The following is a 19,142-nucleotide window of genomic DNA, read 5'->3' as shown; positions in this document are numbered from 1 at the left end:
TGCACATTCAGGAGTTTCGCACTTAGAGCCTGTCTTGAAAGTGTATTGAGAACAAAAACAATACACTAATTCATAGCAAGCAGTTTACAATTTGTATAAAAAAGCAGTAATTTTGCTAAAAATTGTAAATTTTTTGATACATCAAACAGTGCTAAAGTAATATGTTGCAGTACTATTTAATGAGCATATTCGTCTTTCAAGATAGGCTCTTAGCAAAGAATATGGTAATCTAGAGAAAAATAGTTTTAGATAAAAATGACAAGATCAAAATGTAGCAAAGATTTATATCAATCGTTTTTACAAGCAAGTAGTGTAAGATATACTGGCAAAGCATTATCTGAAGTAAGCCCAGTAGATCTATCGCACGATAGTGCAAGTCGATGGTTAAAGAGTAAAGATTTTCGCCCTAGCGAAATCTATAGCAAAGTGTCAAAATATCTTGATCTAGAGGAGCCTTGTTTATTAGTAGGAGATGACACCTTATTGTCAAAGCAATACAGTAAGAGGATCGAGCTTGTAAAGTATCAATATTCTGGGGCTGTACATGATGTTATACCTGGTATAGGAATGGTAAACTTACTGCATTACAATACTCAAATTGATCAATCTACTCCTGTAGATTATAGAATATATGATAAAGAAACTGATGGCAAAACAAAGAACGAGCATTTTTGTGATATGCTTACTTTAGCTAAAGAAAGAGGTATCAATCCTGATGCCATAGTCATGGATGCTTGGTATAGTGGTTTGGATAATTTAAAACATATACGTAATTTAGGTTGGATATGGGTTACTAACCTAAGAAGAAATAGAAAAGTTAATCGTAATGTTAGCTTGGACACTTTGGAGATTCCCGATGAAGGGCTAAAAATTCATCTACGTGGATACGGTTGGGTAACGGTATTTAAGTTTGTGGCAAAAAATGGTCGCATTGATTACATAACAACTAATTTAGAAAACCCTACACGTGAGCAAATAGAGAAAATTGTTAAGGCACGTTGGTCTATAGAAGTTTATCATCGAGAATTAAAACAAACTTGTGGTATTGAAAGCTGTCAGGCACGCACGGGTCGAGCTCAAAGAAATCATATTTGCCTTGCTGTATTGGCATGGCTTGATATGAACAAAAGGAGGATAAATGAAAAAATTACTTTATATCAACAAACTTGGGAAGTTATAAAAACATCAATTCAGAATAACATTAGATGGCTTCTAACTGATATGCAATTTTCCTAAGTGCGAAACTCCTGACATTATAACCTTATTAGGTTACACCAAATTCTCTGGTCCCTTTTTCGTGCAATTTACTGGTCCCTTTTACTTTAGCAATGACAATCACGAAGCAGACCTTCGGGGAATTAAACCCTAAGAGATTAAATATTTTTACAATGCTTAGAGTTTTTAAACTTTTTTCAAGGCGAATTTTGTTATCTCTTTTTAAGGGAATAGCAAATTTTATGTGATTATTTATCAGAAAATTTAACCATTCTTTATTCATAAATTCCCGATCAGCAAGCAAATACTTTATTTTTTCAACACCCAAATTTTTAATAAATTTCTGTAAAAATTCTTCCATCAATTCTCCAGAACATACCCCACCATGCGGTAAAGATTTCCAGTACACTGGCACTGATATTTTACCAATTATAATTACAAAACTTACGCTATGTTTGGTTCTAAATATCGTAAAGATGGAGAACGAAGCTGTTGTTGCATATAGTCATCTAAAAGCCCTAACTTTATTTGGTAGACCGTTTTACCTATTTTATTTGCAGTTCTTTTGAGAAAAGCCCAAACTAGAAATGCACAACTAATGTGATTACGTTGGATACGCTGTTTTCTGCATTGGCAACGTTCTATACCAGTCAGTTGCTTAATTTTTCTATGCATGCTCTCAATTACCCATCGCAAGCCAAACTCATCTTGTGCAGCTTTAGAAGATTTTTGAGTTTTGTTATTGGTAACAACATAATCAACTCTGTTGGTAGAAACAGTAAATTTAAACAAATTAACATGCTTATTTTTGGCAAATCCTTTTATATGAATCTCCATTCCATTCTTAATTTCTTCATCTGAAAACGTCAACTTGCTAACAGCTTTATAAGGCTCGTAATCACACGTTTTACTAACATTTCTATTGGCTTTAATAGGGGCATAATAATATTTGCCCAAGGAGTCAACATGTTGCATAATTTTGTGTGTAGCATACCATGTGTCAAAAAGTACAGTTTGAAAAGGAATCTTTTTACTATAAACAGCATTATTGAACATCTTTAGTAGGTGATCTAGTTTCGTCGCTCCATCATGATCAGATGAAAAAATGTGATAATCTATTACCCAAAACTTATCAATATCGGGGTTATAATATACAAGACTCACTACTCCTATACCGGTAGTAACTCCACCTGTAGCTCCACTATACTGCGATCTAGCAACCTCTATTTTCTTTGTGTTCCTTTTGTTTAACACCGTATCATCAAATATTGTATATCCGTTAGATGAAAAGATAACATCATTCTTAATGTGTTCCCATAACAAAGAAGGAGTATATTTTTCATTTTCTAAAAATCTATTAATAACATCATGGCTACATTTCTTGGCATGTTCAGCGTAGTAGGTTAAACTATAATTCTTTTGGCTAATTGTTAAAAATTGACAGTAATCTGTTCTATTAATTGGTATTGCTTGCAATCTGTTCCTCTTTGACATGTTTAATTATTCTTACAATAATTTATCACTCTTCCACTCATAGCGTAAGTTTTGCTACTTAAGGATTAGGTTTTTTCTTTTGAATTTCAGATATAATATTAGTATCTAATAAATATTTCATAATTCAAAATCTCTTGCTTTTCCTTGTACTCTTTCAATAACTAAATCATCTGTTTTAGGTATACTCAATAAATACTCACTAAAACTAAGTTTTGGTTTTATAAGCTTCGCATAGTCTTTCATACTAATAACTACAACTGCTTCTTCTCCCCTTTTTGTAATGCATTGGGGTGTACCTTGCATTGCTGTGTCGATAATATTACTCAACGCGAGTTTCGAATTAATATAGCATAGGATTTAGCATATCAAGAGAGATGTAATAGAAGGTTTATTATCAGACATTTGATAATTTATCAGTGCTGCAACCATATGCACAAAGGCATTTGTAACTGATCTATGCCTTGAATGCTCAAACTTCCCCAATAGTTTAATTTTACTAAACACAGATTCTATTAATGCTCTTTTAAGCAATAATATTTTATCCAACATAGACATAAGTTTATTTTTCATATTTTTCTTTACCCTAGTTACCATAAAAATTCCTTGCTCTAAAAGTTGTTGAAATAATTGTTGTGAAATATAACCACGATCTCCGAATACTTTACCAAAAAGATTTTTGATCATCAGTTCCAGCTGTTTTCTATCATCCTTATTGCCAGGGCTAAAAGATGCTTTAACTATACCACCGGCTCTATTAATTATTAGATGTAGTTTAAGTCCATAGAACCAACCTTTTGTTGTCTTACTGCGTGCTGCTATGCCGGCGAACACTTTATTCATTGAAATACGGTATCTCTTACATACCTCTATACTACTTGAATCTACAAAAGAAAGGCCATCACACTGATCCAAAATAGAATTGAATATCAGTACTAATAGTGGTAAATGTGGACCTATTATTTTTATAAATTGACTATAGCTTACTAATTGAAAATCTCTTTGATGATAAATCCATATTTGCTTCAGATAATAATTCTTAAAACAATCATAAGATGACTGCCAGTAGCCTATTATAATTGTTATTACCTCACTTCTGTTAAGTCGACTTTTAGGACCAGATTTGTTGTTATGGTTAGTAATTGAATTTGTATGCTTGTCTAATTCTTGAAAAAAATCATCGACGTAACAAAATATTTCTGTAAAATCCATTATCATAGGTTATTGCTCTTAAAGTTTTTTCAATAACCTATAAACTTTTTTCTTATACTATAAATACCATATTTTAATTAGCAATTTGTATTTTGTACTCACTTTATAACAAAAACAGTATTATCAATATCCCCGTAACCCACTGTTTATCAGCTATACAGCGACTTTTTGAATACGAAACTCGCGTTAACAAATTAATAACTATTCAATAATCTGATTTTATGAAATAAAGACCGCAGGCAGGGGCGGTAGGACCAGCGGCTTTTCTATCTTTTGCTCCTAAAACTTGCTGTATTTGCTCAGCTTGCCAAATATTTTTACCAACTAATACTAGGCTACCGACAATGTTACGCACCATGTGATGTAAGAATGACGGGGAAGAAAAATATAATTTTATTTCCTCATTTTCTTTTATAATATCAAGTTTTGTTAAAGTTTTAATGGGGGATTTTGATTGACAAGAACTAGCTCTAAATGATGTGAAGTCATGTTTACCTAGAAGGTATAAGCTACTTTTTTGCATAGCTGAAACATCTAATGGCACACTAATCCACCAAACACGATCAAGCTCAATTACTGATGGATATGGTCTATTAAGAATTCTATATACATAATGACGTGCTGTTGCGGAAAAACGTGCATGAAAACCGTTTTGGGCTAATTCGCAATTAACTATGCCTACTTTATATGGTCTTACAAAATAATTAATAGCTCTAATAATTTTATAAGGCTCAAAATATTTTGAGAGATCCAAATGTGCTACTTGACCTATCGCATGAACTCCAGCATCAGTTCGACCTGATGCTGATAATGTTACCTGTTCACCGGAAAATTTATAGATTGCTTCTTCTAATATTTGCTGTACCGATATTACCTCTGATTGTCTTTGCCAACCTGCAAGATTCGTGCCTAAATATTCAATGGTAATTTTATATCTGTACATAGTTTTGCAATTGTTACCCTATGGCGGATCAATTTGTTGCGTAGATCGAAAAACGTGTTTAGTGTCATACGCCGATCAAATCAGGGTATGACACTTAGATTTAAGCCTCTAACAAATCAGAAGGATTACCATCGCCACGTTTTCCACCACTTCTAAAGCTATTAAGCTTTTTAGATCTGATAGGATGTTGTAACTTTCTTAAGGCTTTTGACTCAATTTGTCTTATACGTTCTCTAGTTACTTTAAATTGCTGCCCTACTTCTTCAAGCGTATGGTCAGTATTCATACCTATTCCAAAACGCATTCTCAGGACTCTTTCTTCACGAGGCGTAAGGGTTGCAAGCACTCTAGTCGTGACCTCTCGTAAATTTGACTGTATTGCTGCATCAATCGGTGCTACTGCATTTTTATCCTCAATAAAATCACCTAAATAGCTATTATCATCACCATCACCTACCGGATTTTCAAGGCTAATTGGCTCTTTAGCTATTTTCATAACTTTTCTTACCTTATCAATTGGCATAGAAAGTCTTGCTGCTATTTCTGCTGGAGTTGGTTCATACCCAAGCTCATTAAGCATTTGTCTCGAGGTTCTTATTATCTTATTAATTGTTTCGATCATATGCACAGGAATACGTATAGTTCTTGCTTGATCGGCAATAGCTCTTGTTATTGCTTGTCTAATCCACCAAGTAGCGTAGGTAGAGAATTTATAACCACGGCGATATTCAAATTTATCTACCGCTTTCATAAGACCTATATTACCTTCTTGAATTAAATCTAAAAACTGTAAGCCTCTATTAGCATATTTTTTAGCAATAGATATTACTAAACGTAAGTTAGCCTCTATCATATCTTTTTTCGCTTGCAACGTTTGTCGCTCACTTTTTTGGATAGTATTTACTAACTTTTTAAAATCATTAACTAAAAGACCGGTATTAATCTCTATCGCTGATAATTCAGCAATCATTTGATCTATATAATCTGATTCTTTAGTAATTAATTCTTTCCAACCAGCTTTCTTATTTTTCAGCATTTTTTCTTTCCATGCTGCATTAATTACCGCTCCTATATATTCATCTAAGAAATTTTGACGAGTTATTCCGTATTTTTCAGCAAGCTTTAAGAAAGCTGTTTCTTTACTTATTAAATCACGATTTATTCCATACATTTCAGCCAAAATTTCTTCTGTTCTTTTAGAATTAAAATGTATTTCTGAAACTTCGCTAATTAATAGCTCTAAATTATCATTATATTTTTTACTATTTTGTAACATCTTTGGATCAGAAGACTTTTCAAAAGATTTTTTAGTTTCAATTAATAATTCTTCACAAATAAAAGCGACCTTTTTCATCCGCTCTATAATATTAGGCAATATTTGCGTTTCTACTTTAGACATTGATAAGATATTTTCTTCGTGGTCCTGGTCGTGTTCATGCTCCTCCTCTTCATGATCGCTATTATGATCATCTTCATTCTCTGAATTCTCATCATCATGCATCATGTTAGATTCTAGATCTATGAGATCACGCAGTAGCATATTATTTTCATTAACTAAATCAGCGTACCATTTCCTAAACTTATCCATAGCAATAGGACTTTTACATAATGCAGCAATCAATGTTTTGCGACCTTCTTCAATTCTTTTTGCTATTTCGACTTCGTTTTCACGAGTAAGTAGATCAACCCCTCCCATATCCCTGAGGTAAAGCCTTACCGGATCATCGGTAGTACCTATATTTTCTTCCTCTGCTTCATCTTCAGGTTCATGATCAATATTGGTAGATATTTTAAAACCTTCCTCCATTTCCATGTCATCAATCTTAATTGCATCATCCTCGTTAGTATCTAAAATATCTACTTCCGCCTCGGCAAATTTAAACATAACTTCATCTATCTCCTCCACAGATGCCCCTTTAGGAAGAGCTCTATTTATATCATCATAAGTAACCTGACCTTCTTTAGATTTACCTTTTTTGAGTAAATTATCTATTTTATTTAGATCATTATTATCTGTATTTTTCATTAAATACCTATGGAATTAAGCTGATTAAATTGTAATAATATTTTATTGTGAAACCGTCTTAAATCACGATTTCTATAGTTTGTTATTTGCTGTTATCAATAATATGATTAATAAAAGATTCATTTAAGTCTTGTAATTCACTTGCAATCTTTAAGATTTCTTTTTTATAAAACAAGATTTTTTCATAATCATCAATGTTAGTTATAACATATTCTTTTGTAATATGTGCATATTCTTGTTGTAAATTTAATAGATAATATCTTTTGTATAACCATTGCCATAATAAATCTAAACGAACATTATCTTTATTAAATGCTATATCTAAGAATAAGTTATCTGCTTCTGATAATAATAAAAAAATATCAAAAAAGCTAGTTTTTTCCACAATTGCAGCAATTTCACCTGCTTCTACAGCGTTATCAATAATCTCGCTTAAGTACCAATTACGGAATTCTTCAAGTAGTTTATTACTGAAATTTAAATTTAATATAAATTCTTTAATTTCGAATTCTTGTAATATTTGCGGGAATTTTATTAATAAAGCACAAAAAGCATGCTCTAATATTTCAAGCTCTGAATAACCGCTACTAACAGGAAGCAAGTTTACATTTTTAGCTACAGTCTTTTGCTGTTTTGTAACTAAATTTTGCCATATTTGATCTTTAAAAAACCTATAATAGCTAGCTCTTAAATTACTATCAGATATTTTACTGCAATAATCTTTTAAATTCTTTTCTAAATTAGCTTTATCTTCTGCCGTTTTAAAATTTTTACCAACATATTCTATTTGCCAAATCATTTCTGATAAGCTTATTCTTGCATCTATAAGCTTTGTAAAAAACCCCGCACCATTTTTATTTACTGCATCATCAGGATCAAGTCCACTAGGTAGTCTAATAAAAGAAATTTTCTTTTCACTATTAATAAGCGGCAAAGCTAAATTAATTGCTCTCACACTTGCCTTTATTCCAGCACTATCCCCATCAAGACATAGTATAATTTCATCTCCTGCTCGCCATAATTTATGTAAATGATTTTCAGTAACGCTAGTGCCAAGGCTTGCTACTGCTTCACTAAATCCTGCTTGATGCAAAGAAATAACATCGAAATAACCTTCTACTAAAATCGAGTAATTTTTTTTATAACTACTACTTATGGCTTTATGCTCACCATAGAGAGTTTCGCTTTTTTGGAATACTACAGTTTCTGGCGAATTTAAATATTTAGGAAGACCTTGTCCAATTACTCTACCCCCAAAACCTACTATTTTATTGTAAATATTTCTGATAGGTATAATTATTCGATTTGAAAATAAACTATATATTTCGCCATCTTCTCTTTTTCCTATAAGACCTGCTTTTCCAAGTTGTACATTTGTTATATTTTTATCATGAAAAAATTTTTCAAATTTGTTACCTCTAGGTGCAAAACCGATTAAAAACTCCTTTATTGTCTCATTAGTAATATTTCTTTCATTTAAATAGTTTAATATTTCAGGTGTTAATTGTGATTTAAAAAACTTATTGGCAAGCTCAAGAATATTTAAAACTTCGTCTGATTCTTCATAAAATTCTTTTTGCTTCTGGGTTAATTTCGGTATTTCTATACCATAATCGGTAGCTAGTTTTATAGCAGAATCACTATAAGATAAACCGCTAATATTAGAGGTAAATTTTATAACGTCACCTGCTGCCTTACAGCCAAAACAATAAAAAAATCTTTTACTATCACTAACTGTAAAAGATGGAGTTTTCTCTTGATGGAAAGGACATAAACCTACATAATTACCAGATTTTCTAGTTAAAACTACCTTTTGACGCACTACATCGGATATGTTAATACGTTTTCTTAAAACTTCATAAAATTCCGGTGCAAGCTTCATGTTTTAAATAATATAAGAAAGGATAGCCGTAGAAAAACAATAAGTAAGCGGAATTGATAAATTATCATTAATTTTCAAATCCTTTGAATAAAATTCAATTGCTGTAGTTGCTACAGAACTTATTATTATAATAATAAAACTAGTGTTAAATCCTAAGTAAAAATACGCTAATATACTTATAAAAATTGCGGATAGCAAGAATACTACAGAACCTGCAAACGACTTACTATTATTCAAACTATTCCCTATTTTTGTACCAACAAGGGCAGCTAAACAGTCAGAAATAATTAAAATTAACCAAGAACAAATTACCAAATTTTTAGGAAAAAGTAGAGCTGTTAAGAAAAAACCAAGCATCATAAAGCTAGAGCTACTTAAGGCAAAAGAGCCATTACTTTCGTCTGCTCTCATAATTTTTGTAAAAAATTTAGTTACAAACTCACTAATTTTAATACTACTATGACGTGATATATCTAAATATAAAGTTGCAGCAGTTACTATAAATAACAGTAGAGTAATAGAGGTTCTTGAGGTAAATATATATATTAAAGGTAGTATTATAGCAGATAAATGAAAAGCTTTACGCTTTTTCTCAAAATCAAAATCTTCAATGTTCATGAGGTTACTAATTTTTAGGGTATACGAAAGATAATAAAGATGATATAATTTGTTCCAAATAATATACGAAGATCAATTTGGAAAAGAGCAAGAAGCATCTAGATTTTTGACCGCAGTGTACGCTTTAGTACGTGAGGATCAAAAATGAGAAGCGACGACGCCAATTTTTCAAGTTCTATCTTAGTATATCATACTAAAATTACCAAATTTACACAATAACAATATGATGGCAAAATTTCCTATCACCGACAAAGGCTTTGAAAAATTAGAACACGAGCTTAAGCATTTAAAACATGTAGAGCGTAAAAAAGTTAGCGAAGATATAGCAGAAGCACGAGCACATGGCGATTTATCCGAGAATGCTGAATATGAAGCTGCACGTGAAAAACAAGCATTTGTGGAAGCTCGTATTAAACATTTGGAAGATATAACAGCAAGAGCAGAAATTATAAATGTTGCTAAATTGTCGGGTGATAGTATAAAATTCGGTGCTACTGTTACGTTAATAAATGATGAAACTGAAGAAGAAGTTATGTATCATATTGTTGGTGAATATGAGGCTGATATCACTAAGAAAAGAGTTTCTATTGCATCTCCTATAGCAAAAGCTTTAATTGGCAAATCAGTAGGTGATATTGTGGAAGTTATGACTCCTGGAGGCGTTAAATCATATGAAGTTGTAACAATAAAATATGAAGAATTAGTATTTTAATTGTTTCAGTTTTATCAAAAGTACTGAATATATGGTACAATTCATTATTATACCAACCCCTATAAACTATCAAGATAGCTTAACGTTAATGGAAAATTATGTTAACAAGGTCATCGATGGTAAAGAACCGGAAGCAGTCTATTTAGTTGAGCATTTAGATGTATATACTGCTGGCACTAATTACAAACAGGAAGAATTATTAAATCATAATAATATTCCTGTTATTTATACTGGTCGTGGCGGTAAGTTTACCTTTCACGGAGCTGGACAGCGTGTTATTTACCCTATGCTTAATTTAGCCTTACCAAATCGTACCAAAGATTTAAAGCTATATGTAAGAATGCTTGAAGAATGGATTATAAATAGTCTAGATATTTTGGGAATAAAGGCATATACTATAAAAGATAAAGTAGGAATTTGGGTAAAAACAAGCAACGATATACCATCGAAAATTGCTGCTATAGGAGTTAGAGTGCGAAAATGGGTTACATATCATGGCATAGCCATAAATATTTCAACCGACTTAACTAAATTCAACGGAATTATTCCTTGTGGTCTTGAAAATTCTTTAGTAACATCTCTAAATCAATTAGGAGTTTATATTAAAATGACTGAATTTGATAAAATTCTTGAAGCTGAATTTATTAAAATATTTAAATGATACGAAAAATTGCCCTTACAATTTTAACAATATTTGCCATTTGGATCAGCGGTTTTATTTATTATTTATATCTAATAAATTCTTATAAACCGAGTAGTAATACGGCTAATGTAATAATAGTATTTGCTGGCGGAGGACATAAAATTGAAACCGGTATTGCTTTATTAAAAGCCGGTTATGCACCTATGTTATTTATCACCGGTATTGAAACTGCTGATCAGTTAAAAAATTTGTTAAAGGAAAATAATATATTAGAACAGCAAGTAATACTTGCTCCAAATCAAATAATGTCGGAAGACGATTATATTAAGAAAGCCTCAGATTTTATTTTAAGGTATAATCTTACTTCTGTACGTCTAGTAGCTTATAATTACGATATACCCTCTATAGTAAACAACCTTACAAAAGCCGTCTCATCTTCTAATAATAATATTTATATAGCTCCATATCCTGTAATTGCTAAACAACAAAACTATATAACGTTAATTAAACACTACAACAATTATTTATTAAGTTTATAAATCTCCTATCTACTCTTTATTAGATGTATACTTATAATAGAGAAATCTATATAATGCTCTATTGTTTACCCCACCGCTGGGAACAAGATGGCAGAAAAAAAGAGAAAATTACTTTAGCAAAAGAAATGGTGGCTAATAAAAAGCCTTTAGAAAAAATTATAAAATATACTAAGTTAAAAAAGAAGAGATTGAAAAACTAAAATAATTAATTAGATATAGCTTAATGCGATAAGGCAGTGACTTTTTTAAGAGCATAGTAAACTGCATCAAAAAAGTGCTCAAAATTAGAAACAGTTTTTCTTATTTCGTTCTTGATTTTAAACCAGTAATGCTCAATAGGATTTAAATCTTACTATTACCCACAAATTTTACCACTAACAATTGATAGCATCATTACGCTCTCTTGAAGGATTTCATATCCCCGCCATAAAGACATTGCTCCGGGCAACCCATCACTCTTTCTTGCCATAAAGCCTCCTAATTTACCAAGCAAAATAATAGCTTCTTTTATATTTGGAGGCTTGCCAGGAGTATTATTTGTTCTGTGCACGCGCATATAAAGCGTTTTCCATTCTTGGGTGGTAAGTATGCTATCGCAGCTCTCTTCAGGACAAGTTGAGGCTATTTTTGATAAATATAAAATTTTAAAAGCAATGAGGCTTTTTATGGCAATTAATTTTTGTAGCTTTGTTTCGGCAGATAAGCGAGAGGCTTCTATCTTGCATCCTGATTTCAGAACTCTAAAATATTCTTCTATTTTCCATCTTAGCTTATACCAAGTTATACGCTCAACAGCATCTTCAAAGCTACTCACGGGGATGTTGGTCAGTATAGTCCAATCGATTGCCTCTACTCCAACAGGGGCATTAATTTCTTTAGCGCTTACAACATAAACAGCTAATTTGTCACTGATTTTGTGATCAGTATTTTCAGGGCCATATAAAGATACAGACCTAATTGGTATGTGCCCATATGTGTATTTAATTTCAACATTTGCTTTTCTTGCTTTATGAAGTCCATTGCCTGGGATTTTCAGTCTAATCTCTTTCTTGGACTGTAGCTTACTTATTTTCGTTTGTATTTTTGTTTTACCATTTTCCGGGCAAATAAATTTCCTATCCTGTCTGTTGCGAATTACAAATTCTGCAGCTGATTCTTCAATTTTCCATAACAAATCAAAGATATCTGCTTCTCTATCTCCAACCGTAATAACTCTAGTATTTTCAGGAATATTGGCAATTGTTTCCTCAAACGCGTTAATCCATTTATAGCTTTCTTTATCTTTGATGTGAGTGATATACTTACGCCTTGCTTTTTCCTTCTGATCCTCTTCCCTTGCGATACGTGCCCAACATTGCTGAGAGGTAAGGCCTAAAGGCAGACCTCCTGGCGTCACTATAATAGTACTATGCATAATAAGACCCTGTTTGTGCTTTGTATAAGCTTTGGAGATACTGCCTAGCCCTTTTGTCTTAATATGAGTGTCATAATCCAGGTAAGTTGTATCCTGAATTGCAAACACTAAATTTTTGCCTTGGATTCTATTTTGTGTTTCCACATGATGCGAAGAATAGACTTCATCTATATCAAACTTATCATTGCTAAATAGTCTGTAAGCTCCCTTCGCATCTTTCCAGGATCTGCAACTTTGATTTATTGTGCCGGATGCTTTGCTATCAAGTAAGTTACTGGTTTTAATAAGCCGATTTATAAGTCTTTTATCTTTAAAGTCAACATGCCTGAGCTCATTCTCTAACCAACCAGTGCTTGATATATTTATCCCGTATGTTACTATATCTTGCATATCGCCTATCCTTCTTATTTAAAATGATCAGTGAATACTCTAGCAGCATTTTATAATTGTGGGTAATAGTAAGGATTTAAATCAGGAGAGTAAGTTGGTAAAAATAAAATACTGCAACCAAAAGATTCAATTAACGTTTTCACTTTTGTACTTTTATGAAAATTAATATTATCCATTACTACTATCTGACCAGGCTTTAACTCTTTGATCAATATCTCTTGTACATAAGTTTCAAAAATGTCCTTATTACATGTCCCATCAAATATTATTGGGGCAATAATATCTTTGGCAGACACCCCAGCAATCATACTAATCTGTGATTTATGTTGATAGACCCTTTCACCATAACATCTTTGACCGATAATGCTCCACCCGTGTTCTCTACAGCTATTATCTTCTATCCCAGATTCATCGATAAATACTAAATCTTGTTTGTCTATAGTTTTTAGTTTCAATATAAACTCATTCCTTAGACCAACATCTCTTTTGGGATGAAGAAAAGTTTTTTTTATAACTATAACCTAATTTATTAAGCAATCTTGATATCGTACTTGCAGATACTTTTTGACTCCAGTTGTTAGCTAGTTCCATGGTGGTTTTATCAAAATTTAATTCTATAAATTTTTTAAATCCCTCTATGTCTCTTATTATTCTACGATGTCCTGTATGATAACCACTTTTTGCTTTGATATCGCCGGTTTGTTTCTTTAATTTTTTCCATTCTATTATAGTCTTCCTACTAATAGAGTATATCTCAGAAGTCTCTTTTATTGTTTTACCATCTGTTAAACTTTTTATTACTCATATTCTTAAATCGTATGAATATGCCTTTGCCATAAGTTTTTCATTTAGTATAATCTAACTCATACTCTAAGTCACTATCTTATCGCATTAAGCTATATTATTGCCCCAATAATATTTGATGGGACATGTAATAAGGACATTTTTGAAACTTATGTACAAGAGATATTGATCAAAGAGTTAAAGCCTGGTCAGATAGTAGTAATGGATAATATTAATCTCTTAGGGTTTAATTCCCCGAAGGTCTGCTTCGTGATATACTAGATGCATGGAAGAAAGCAGTTATATACATAAAAGTCATAATGTCACAGTACTAATATATCATTTAGTAACACCGGCAAAGTATAGAAGAGTAATATTCAATGAGGAACTAGACGATTATTTATGTAAAATTTGTGAGGACATAGAAGCTCGTTATGAAATTAGATTTTTGGAAATAGGAGTAGATAAAGAACATGTACATTTTTTACTACAGTCAATACTAATGTATAGCCCAACAAAAATAACTCAAATCATAAAAAGTATTACATCTAAGGAAATGTTTAAGAAATATCCAAATCTTAAAGAAAAATTATGGGGAAGTGAGTTTTGGAGTAAAGGATATTTTATGAGCACAGTAGGTAAACATGGTGATGAGCGGAAATTACGTAATTATATAAAAAATCAAGGTTCAGGCAAACCTTCTTATAAAGCATTTCAACAAAAACAGTTAAAACTTTTTGGATAGATACCTCGTAGCTCTGCTGCGAGGAGTATCATTTTTCATAAAAGTACAAAAGTGAAAACGTTAATTGAATCTGTTGGTTGCAGTATTTTATTTTTACCAACTTACTCTCCTGATTTAAATCCTTACTATTACCCACAATTATAAAATGCTGCTAGAGTATTCACTGATCATTTTAAATAAGAAGGATAGGCGATATGCAAGATATAGTAACATACGGGATAAATATATCAAGCACTGGTTGGTTAGAGAATGAGCTCAGGCATGTTGACTTTAAAGATAAAAGACTTATAAATCGGCTTATTAAAACCAGTAACTTACTTGATAGCAAAGCATCCGGCACAATAAATCAAAGTTGCAGATCCTGGAAAGATGCGAAGGGAGCTTACAGACTATTTAGCAATGATAAGTTTGATATAGATGAAGTCTATTCTTCGCATCATGTGGAAACACAAAATAGAATCCAAGGCAAAAATTTAGTGTTTGCAATTCAGGATACAACTTACCTGGATTATGACACTCATATTAAGACAAAAGGGCTAGGCAGTATCTCCAAAGCTTATACAAAGCACAAACAGGGTCTTATTATGCATAGTACTATTATAGTGACGCCAGGAGGTCTGCCTTTAGGCCTTACCTCTCAGCAATGTTGGGCACGTATCGCAAGGGAAGAGGATCAGAAGGAAAAAGCAAGGCGTAAGTATATCACTCACATCAAAGATAAAGAAAGCTATAAATGGATTAACGCGTTTGAGGAAACAATTGCCAATATTCCTGAAAATACTAGAGTTATTACGGTTGGAGATAGAGAAGCAGATATCTTTGATTTGTTATGGAAAATTGAAGAATCAGCTGCAGAATTTGTAATTCGCAACAGACAGGATAGGAAATTTATTTGCCCGGAAAATGGTAAAACAAAAATACAAACGAAAATAAGTAAGCTACAGTCCAAGAAAGAGATTAGACTGAAAATCCCAGGCAATGGACTTCATAAAGCAAGAAAAGCAAATGTTGAAATTAAATACACATATGGGCACATACCAATTAGGTCTGTATCTTTATATGGCCCTGAAAATACTGATCACAAAATCAGTGACAAATTAGCTGTTTATGTTGTAAGCGCTAAAGAAATTAATGCCCCTGTTGGAGTAGAGGCAATCGATTGGACTATACTGACCAACATCCCCGTGAGTAGCTTTGAAGATGCTGTTGAGCGTATAACTTGGTATAAGCTAAGATGGAAAATAGAAGAATATTTTAGAGTTCTGAAATCAGGATGCAAGATAGAAGCCTCTCGCTTATCTGCCGAAACAAAGCTACAAAAATTAATTGCCATAAAAAGCCTCATTGCTTTTAAAATTTTATATTTATCAAAAATAGCCTCAACTTGTCCTGAAGAGAGCTGCGATAGCATACTTACCACCCAAGAATGGAAAACGCTTTATATGCGCGTGCACAGAACAAATAATACTCCTGGCAAGCCTCCAAATATAAAAGAAGCTATTATTTTGCTTGGTAAATTAGGAGGCTTTATGGCAAGAAAGAGTGATGGGTTGCCCGGAGCAATGTCTTTATGGCGGGGATATGAAATCCTTCAAGAGAGCGTAATGATGCTATCAATTGTTAGTGGTAAAATTTGTGGGTAATAGTAAGATTTAAATCCTATTGAGCATTACTGGTTTAAAATCAAGAACGAAATAAGAAAAACTGTTTCTACGCGAGTTTCGAATTAATATAGCATAGGATTTAGCATATCAAGAGAGATGTAATAGAAGGTTTATTATCAGACATTTGATAATTTATCAGTGCTGCAACCATATGCACAAAGGCATTTGTAACTGATCTATGCCTTGAATGCTCAAACTTCCCCAATAGTTTAATTTTACTAAACACAGATTCTATTAATGCTCTTTTAAGCAATAATATTTTATCCAACATAGACATAAGTTTATTTTTCATATTTTTCTTTACCCTAGTTACCATAAAAATTCCTTGCTCTAAAAGTTGTTGAAATAATTGTTGTGAAATATAACCACGATCTCCGAATACTTTACCAAAAAGATTTTTGATCATCAGTTCCAGCTGTTTTCTATCATCCTTATTGCCAGGGCTAAAAGATGCTTTAACTATACCACCGGCTCTATTAATTATTAGATGTAGTTTAAGTCCATAGAACCAACCTTTTGTTGTCTTACTGCGTGCTGCTATGCCGGCGAACACTTTATTCATTGAAATACGGTATCTCTTACATACCTCTATACTACTTGAATCTACAAAAGAAAGGCCATCACACTGATCCAAAATAGAATTGAATATCAGTACTAATAGTGGTAAATGTGGACCTATTATTTTTATAAATTGACTATAGCTTACTAATTGAAAATCTCTTTGATGATAAATCCATATTTGCTTCAGATAATAATTCTTAAAACAATCATAAGATGACTGCCAGTAGCCTATTATAATTGTTATTACCTCACTTCTGTTAAGTCGACTTTTAGGACCAGATTTGTTGTTATGGTTAGTAATTGAATTTGTATGCTTGTCTAATTCTTGAAAAAAATCATCGACGTAACAAAATATTTCTGTAAAATCCATTATCATAGGTTATTGCTCTTAAAGTTTTTTCAATAACCTATAAACTTTTTTCTTATACTATAAATACCATATTTTAATTAGCAATTTGTATTTTGTACTCACTTTATAACAAAAACAGTATTATCAATATCCCCGTAACCCACTGTTTATCAGCTATACAGCGACTTTTTGAATACGAAACTCGCGTTATTTAAGATATTTTTAATTTTAGAGTAAGAACTTATACCGTAATGTAATGCTCTATGACAAGCTTTATCTATTAACTCATCATTGTAAACCTTACGTAAAGAAATAATACCTCTAGCACAACGTTGCCAATCATTTACTCGTGTTTGTTGTAATAACTCTAATAATAAACTGCAATTATTTCCTATCTGCTGCATTTGTTGTTGATAATGTTCACTATATTCTATAAAACCTGGGCATAGACGTTTATATTTGGCATAATGAGACGGATTAGTGGTAAATATTCCTTTGCCATCTGTTCTAACGTGCCTTGCTATTAAATCATTTTGGATAGAAAATATTTGAACAAGTTTTGGTGATAATTGTACCAGTACCTCACTGTATATATATTTTGCCGGTACGGAATAATAATTATTATCTATGGTGATATGACAATCTTTTGCTACTTTTCGATTATGCCACGATGACAAATCAAACGTTTCTAATGGTAAAGGCATTAAATTATTACTTTCTTCTTGCTCAAATAGTTCCTGAGGAATTTTTTTAGTAGTACCATGTATTCGGTTATTTGCTTTATTTAACCAGTTAGCAAGATCATGTGTTAATTCTTCATATCTATGAAATTTACGTCCAGCAAAAAAATTATTTTTGACATACTTTATTCCTGATTCTACTTTGCCTTTTTCTTGAGGTTGATATACACGACAAGGAGAAAGTAAAATTCCATAATGATCAGCTAAACGTTTGTATTCCTTCTGATATACGGGCTCATAGAAATTGCTATCTACCACTCCAGCTTTAAGATTATCAAGTTTTATTACTTTTGGACTGCCAGCAAAATAATTAAATGCATTGATATGACATTGTATCCATGTTTGACAACTTTGATCAAACACTACTTCATAATAATCAAGGCGACTATAACTTAAACGCATATTAAATACATATGCTTTAACTCTACGCCCCTTAGAATTATACTGTAAGCCTATGTCACCAAAATCTACTTGTGCTTCCTCTCCTGCTAAAGTATGAAAACGAATGCAACTGTTATTTTGTATCTTATATTTTTTGATATAACGGGTTAGCGAACCATAACTTTTTGTATAACCTTGAATTTTTAACTCTTCAAAAATTCTTATGTAACTTAGATTCTTTTCTAATAACTCAATTATTTGTTCGTGCCAAGAATCCAGTGCTGAAGATCGTTCATAGGGTGCAGGAGATTCTGTACCAGACTCTACATAACGGTTTACTATTTTTCTTACTGTTTTACGGTCTATTCTCGTTAGTTTGGCAATATTTCTTTGACTATTGCCTTGCTTATAAAGGGTGATAATTGTTGTGTACATATTTATTCTTATCATTGTATCACTAGATATTTATTTTAATTAATTATCTAGTGAATATTGCACATTATAACCTTATTAGGTTACACCAAATTCTCTGGTCCCTTTTTCGTGCAATTTACTGGTCCCTTTTACTTTAGCAATGACAGTAATTGAATTTGTATGCTTGTCTAATTCTTGAAAAAAATCATCGACGTAACAAAATATTTCTGTAAAATCCATTATCATAGGTTATTGCTCTTAAAGTTTTTTCAATAACCTATAAACTTTTTTCTTATACTATAAATACCATATTTTAATTAGCAATTTGTATTTTGTACTCACTTTATAACAAAAACAGTATTATCAATATCCCCGTAACCCACTGTTTATCAGCTATACAGCGACTTTTTGAATACGAAA

22 protein-coding genes are annotated in these 19,142 nt (G+C 32.0%); 8 read left to right on the top strand and 14 right to left on the bottom strand.

What is annotated here, in order from left to right:
* Positions 1 to 255 precede the first annotated feature (255 nt).
* Entirely contained in the window at positions 256 to 1,236 is a 981-nt protein-coding gene (locus ACOAL3_RS10710) for an IS701 family transposase (protein WP_419234551.1), read from the top strand.
* A 28-nt stretch (positions 1,237 to 1,264) separates the two neighbouring features.
* Here the strand turns inward: ACOAL3_RS10710 and ACOAL3_RS10705 are convergent, their stop codons facing one another.
* The 8 genes from ACOAL3_RS10705 to ACOAL3_RS10670 all read right to left on the bottom strand — a co-directional run bounded on the left by ACOAL3_RS10705 (position 1,265) and on the right by ACOAL3_RS10670 (position 9,387).
* Complete coding sequence (locus ACOAL3_RS10705) at positions 1,265 to 1,576, bottom strand: hypothetical protein (protein WP_419235044.1); 312 nt, start codon at positions 1,574 to 1,576, stop codon at positions 1,265 to 1,267.
* 83 nt (positions 1,577 to 1,659) lie between these two features.
* Positions 1,660 to 2,691 carry an IS701 family transposase gene (locus ACOAL3_RS10700; protein WP_473198152.1) on the bottom strand — a complete coding sequence of 344 codons (1,032 nt, stop codon included), beginning with the start codon at positions 2,689 to 2,691 and terminating at the stop codon, positions 1,660 to 1,662.
* Positions 2,692 to 2,826: 135 nt separating this feature from the next.
* Positions 2,827 to 3,012 carry a type II toxin-antitoxin system prevent-host-death family antitoxin gene (locus ACOAL3_RS10695; RefSeq protein ID WP_419235657.1) on the bottom strand — a complete coding sequence of 62 codons (186 nt, stop codon included), beginning with the start codon at positions 3,010 to 3,012 and terminating at the stop codon, positions 2,827 to 2,829.
* A gap of 54 nt (positions 3,013 to 3,066) precedes the next feature.
* Entirely contained in the window at positions 3,067 to 3,924 is an 858-nt protein-coding gene (locus tag ACOAL3_RS10690; protein WP_419234519.1) for an IS982 family transposase, read from the bottom strand.
* Positions 3,925 to 4,123: 199 nt separating this feature from the next.
* Entirely contained in the window at positions 4,124 to 4,861 is a 738-nt protein-coding gene (truA, locus tag ACOAL3_RS10685) for a tRNA pseudouridine(38-40) synthase TruA (protein WP_419235042.1), read from the bottom strand.
* Between the two features lie 100 nt (positions 4,862 to 4,961).
* Positions 4,962 to 6,887 carry an RNA polymerase sigma factor RpoD gene (rpoD, locus tag ACOAL3_RS10680; RefSeq protein WP_419235041.1) on the bottom strand — a complete coding sequence of 642 codons (1,926 nt, stop codon included), beginning with the start codon at positions 6,885 to 6,887 and terminating at the stop codon, positions 4,962 to 4,964.
* An 82-nt stretch (positions 6,888 to 6,969) separates the two neighbouring features.
* Complete coding sequence (gene dnaG / locus ACOAL3_RS10675) at positions 6,970 to 8,769, bottom strand: DNA primase (RefSeq protein ID WP_419235040.1); 1,800 nt, start codon at positions 8,767 to 8,769, stop codon at positions 6,970 to 6,972.
* Positions 8,770 to 8,772: 3 nt separating this feature from the next.
* Positions 8,773 to 9,387, bottom strand: coding sequence for a hypothetical protein (locus ACOAL3_RS10670; protein WP_419235039.1), 615 nt, complete (start codon positions 9,385 to 9,387; stop codon positions 8,773 to 8,775).
* 223 nt (positions 9,388 to 9,610) lie between these two features.
* On the opposite strand from ACOAL3_RS10670, the gene greA reads away from it, so the two are divergent.
* From greA to ACOAL3_RS10650, 4 genes are read left to right on the top strand one after another with little or no spacing between them, the layout of a single operon-like run.
* Positions 9,611 to 10,099 carry a transcription elongation factor GreA gene (gene greA, locus ACOAL3_RS10665; RefSeq protein WP_395476921.1) on the top strand — a complete coding sequence of 163 codons (489 nt, stop codon included), beginning with the start codon at positions 9,611 to 9,613 and terminating at the stop codon, positions 10,097 to 10,099.
* Between the two features lie 31 nt (positions 10,100 to 10,130).
* Entirely contained in the window at positions 10,131 to 10,760 is a 630-nt protein-coding gene (lipB, locus tag ACOAL3_RS10660) for a lipoyl(octanoyl) transferase LipB (protein ID WP_419235038.1), read from the top strand.
* A complete protein-coding gene (locus ACOAL3_RS10655) occupies positions 10,757 to 11,281 on the top strand; it encodes a YdcF family protein (protein WP_419235037.1) in 525 nt (174 codons plus the stop codon). Before lipB ends, ACOAL3_RS10655 begins: the two co-directional genes overlap by 4 nt.
* A gap of 53 nt (positions 11,282 to 11,334) precedes the next feature.
* Entirely contained in the window at positions 11,335 to 11,481 is a 147-nt protein-coding gene (locus ACOAL3_RS10650; RefSeq protein ID WP_419235036.1) for a hypothetical protein, read from the top strand.
* 155 nt (positions 11,482 to 11,636) lie between these two features.
* On the opposite strand, the gene ACOAL3_RS10645 is transcribed toward ACOAL3_RS10650, so the two are convergent.
* From ACOAL3_RS10645 to ACOAL3_RS10635, 3 genes are read right to left on the bottom strand one after another with little or no spacing between them, the layout of a single operon-like run.
* Entirely contained in the window at positions 11,637 to 13,085 is a 1,449-nt protein-coding gene (locus tag ACOAL3_RS10645) for an IS4 family transposase (RefSeq protein WP_419234585.1), read from the bottom strand.
* Between the two features lie 50 nt (positions 13,086 to 13,135).
* Complete coding sequence (locus ACOAL3_RS10640; protein WP_419234586.1) at positions 13,136 to 13,540, bottom strand: IS630 family transposase; 405 nt, start codon at positions 13,538 to 13,540, stop codon at positions 13,136 to 13,138.
* Between the two features lie 7 nt (positions 13,541 to 13,547).
* Positions 13,548 to 13,829 carry a COG3415 family protein gene (locus tag ACOAL3_RS10635; protein ID WP_419235585.1) on the bottom strand — a complete coding sequence of 94 codons (282 nt, stop codon included), beginning with the start codon at positions 13,827 to 13,829 and terminating at the stop codon, positions 13,548 to 13,550.
* Between the two features lie 325 nt (positions 13,830 to 14,154).
* On the opposite strand from ACOAL3_RS10635, the gene tnpA reads away from it, so the two are divergent.
* Genes tnpA through ACOAL3_RS10615 form a run of 3 tightly spaced genes read left to right on the top strand, consistent with a single transcriptional unit; the run spans position 14,155 to position 16,256 of the window.
* Positions 14,155 to 14,613, top strand: coding sequence for an IS200/IS605 family transposase (gene tnpA, locus ACOAL3_RS10625; RefSeq protein WP_419235035.1), 459 nt, complete (start codon positions 14,155 to 14,157; stop codon positions 14,611 to 14,613).
* A gap of 51 nt (positions 14,614 to 14,664) precedes the next feature.
* On the top strand, positions 14,665 to 14,757 hold the full coding sequence (locus ACOAL3_RS10620) for a hypothetical protein (RefSeq protein ID WP_419235034.1): 93 nt from the start codon (positions 14,665 to 14,667) through the stop codon (positions 14,755 to 14,757).
* Between the two features lie 50 nt (positions 14,758 to 14,807).
* Positions 14,808 to 16,256 carry an IS4 family transposase gene (locus tag ACOAL3_RS10615; protein ID WP_419234585.1) on the top strand — a complete coding sequence of 483 codons (1,449 nt, stop codon included), beginning with the start codon at positions 14,808 to 14,810 and terminating at the stop codon, positions 16,254 to 16,256.
* A gap of 100 nt (positions 16,257 to 16,356) precedes the next feature.
* Here the strand turns inward: ACOAL3_RS10615 and ACOAL3_RS10610 are convergent, their stop codons facing one another.
* The 3 genes from ACOAL3_RS10610 to ACOAL3_RS10600 form a co-directional block, all read right to left on the bottom strand.
* Positions 16,357 to 17,214 carry an IS982 family transposase gene (locus ACOAL3_RS10610; RefSeq protein WP_419234519.1) on the bottom strand — a complete coding sequence of 286 codons (858 nt, stop codon included), beginning with the start codon at positions 17,212 to 17,214 and terminating at the stop codon, positions 16,357 to 16,359.
* A 143-nt stretch (positions 17,215 to 17,357) separates the two neighbouring features.
* A complete protein-coding gene (gene istA / locus ACOAL3_RS10605; RefSeq protein WP_419235033.1) occupies positions 17,358 to 18,743 on the bottom strand; it encodes an IS21 family transposase in 1,386 nt (461 codons plus the stop codon).
* A 75-nt stretch (positions 18,744 to 18,818) separates the two neighbouring features.
* Positions 18,819 to 18,962 (bottom strand): hypothetical protein, encoded by a 144-nt coding sequence (locus tag ACOAL3_RS10600; RefSeq protein ID WP_419235032.1) that lies wholly within the window; start codon positions 18,960 to 18,962, stop codon positions 18,819 to 18,821.
* Positions 18,963 to 19,142: the final 180 nt, after the last annotated feature.

Origin of the sequence: Rickettsia endosymbiont of Nabis limbatus (assembly GCF_965196655.1) — a bacterium.
GTDB lineage: Bacteria > Pseudomonadota > Alphaproteobacteria > Rickettsiales > Rickettsiaceae > Rickettsia.
Note: the sequence above shows the minus strand (reverse complement) of the source record. Positions and strands in the feature narration are given on the sequence as shown.

Bases quoted from the DNA above. Each gene is read 5' to 3' on its own strand.
- tnpA (WP_419235035.1), top strand. From the start codon at position 14,155: ATGGAAGAAAGCAGTTATATACATAAAAGTCATAATGTCACAGTACTA.
- rpoD (WP_419235041.1), bottom strand. From the start codon at position 6,887: ATGAAAAATACAGATAATAATGATCTAAATAAAATAGATAATTTACTC.
- istA (WP_419235033.1), bottom strand. From the start codon at position 18,743: ATGTACACAACAATTATCACCCTTTATAAGCAAGGCAATAGTCAAAGA.
- ACOAL3_RS10670 (WP_419235039.1), bottom strand. From the start codon at position 9,387: ATGAACATTGAAGATTTTGATTTTGAGAAAAAGCGTAAAGCTTTTCAT.
- ACOAL3_RS10655 (WP_419235037.1), top strand. From the start codon at position 10,757: ATGATACGAAAAATTGCCCTTACAATTTTAACAATATTTGCCATTTGG.
- ACOAL3_RS10610 (WP_419234519.1), bottom strand. From the start codon at position 17,214: ATGATAATGGATTTTACAGAAATATTTTGTTACGTCGATGATTTTTTT.
- ACOAL3_RS10710 (WP_419234551.1), top strand. From the start codon at position 256: ATGACAAGATCAAAATGTAGCAAAGATTTATATCAATCGTTTTTACAA.
- ACOAL3_RS10615 (WP_419234585.1), top strand. From the start codon at position 14,808: ATGCAAGATATAGTAACATACGGGATAAATATATCAAGCACTGGTTGG.
- ACOAL3_RS10600 (WP_419235032.1), bottom strand. From the start codon at position 18,962: ATGGATTTTACAGAAATATTTTGTTACGTCGATGATTTTTTTCAAGAA.
- greA (WP_395476921.1), top strand. From the start codon at position 9,611: ATGATGGCAAAATTTCCTATCACCGACAAAGGCTTTGAAAAATTAGAA.
- ACOAL3_RS10690 (WP_419234519.1), bottom strand. From the start codon at position 3,924: ATGATAATGGATTTTACAGAAATATTTTGTTACGTCGATGATTTTTTT.
- lipB (WP_419235038.1), top strand. From the start codon at position 10,131: ATGGTACAATTCATTATTATACCAACCCCTATAAACTATCAAGATAGC.
- ACOAL3_RS10695 (WP_419235657.1), bottom strand. From the start codon at position 3,012: ATGCAAGGTACACCCCAATGCATTACAAAAAGGGGAGAAGAAGCAGTT.
- ACOAL3_RS10705 (WP_419235044.1), bottom strand. From the start codon at position 1,576: ATGGAAGAATTTTTACAGAAATTTATTAAAAATTTGGGTGTTGAAAAA.
- dnaG (WP_419235040.1), bottom strand. From the start codon at position 8,769: ATGAAGCTTGCACCGGAATTTTATGAAGTTTTAAGAAAACGTATTAAC.
- ACOAL3_RS10650 (WP_419235036.1), top strand. From the start codon at position 11,335: ATGCTCTATTGTTTACCCCACCGCTGGGAACAAGATGGCAGAAAAAAA.
- ACOAL3_RS10645 (WP_419234585.1), bottom strand. From the start codon at position 13,085: ATGCAAGATATAGTAACATACGGGATAAATATATCAAGCACTGGTTGG.
- truA (WP_419235042.1), bottom strand. From the start codon at position 4,861: ATGTACAGATATAAAATTACCATTGAATATTTAGGCACGAATCTTGCA.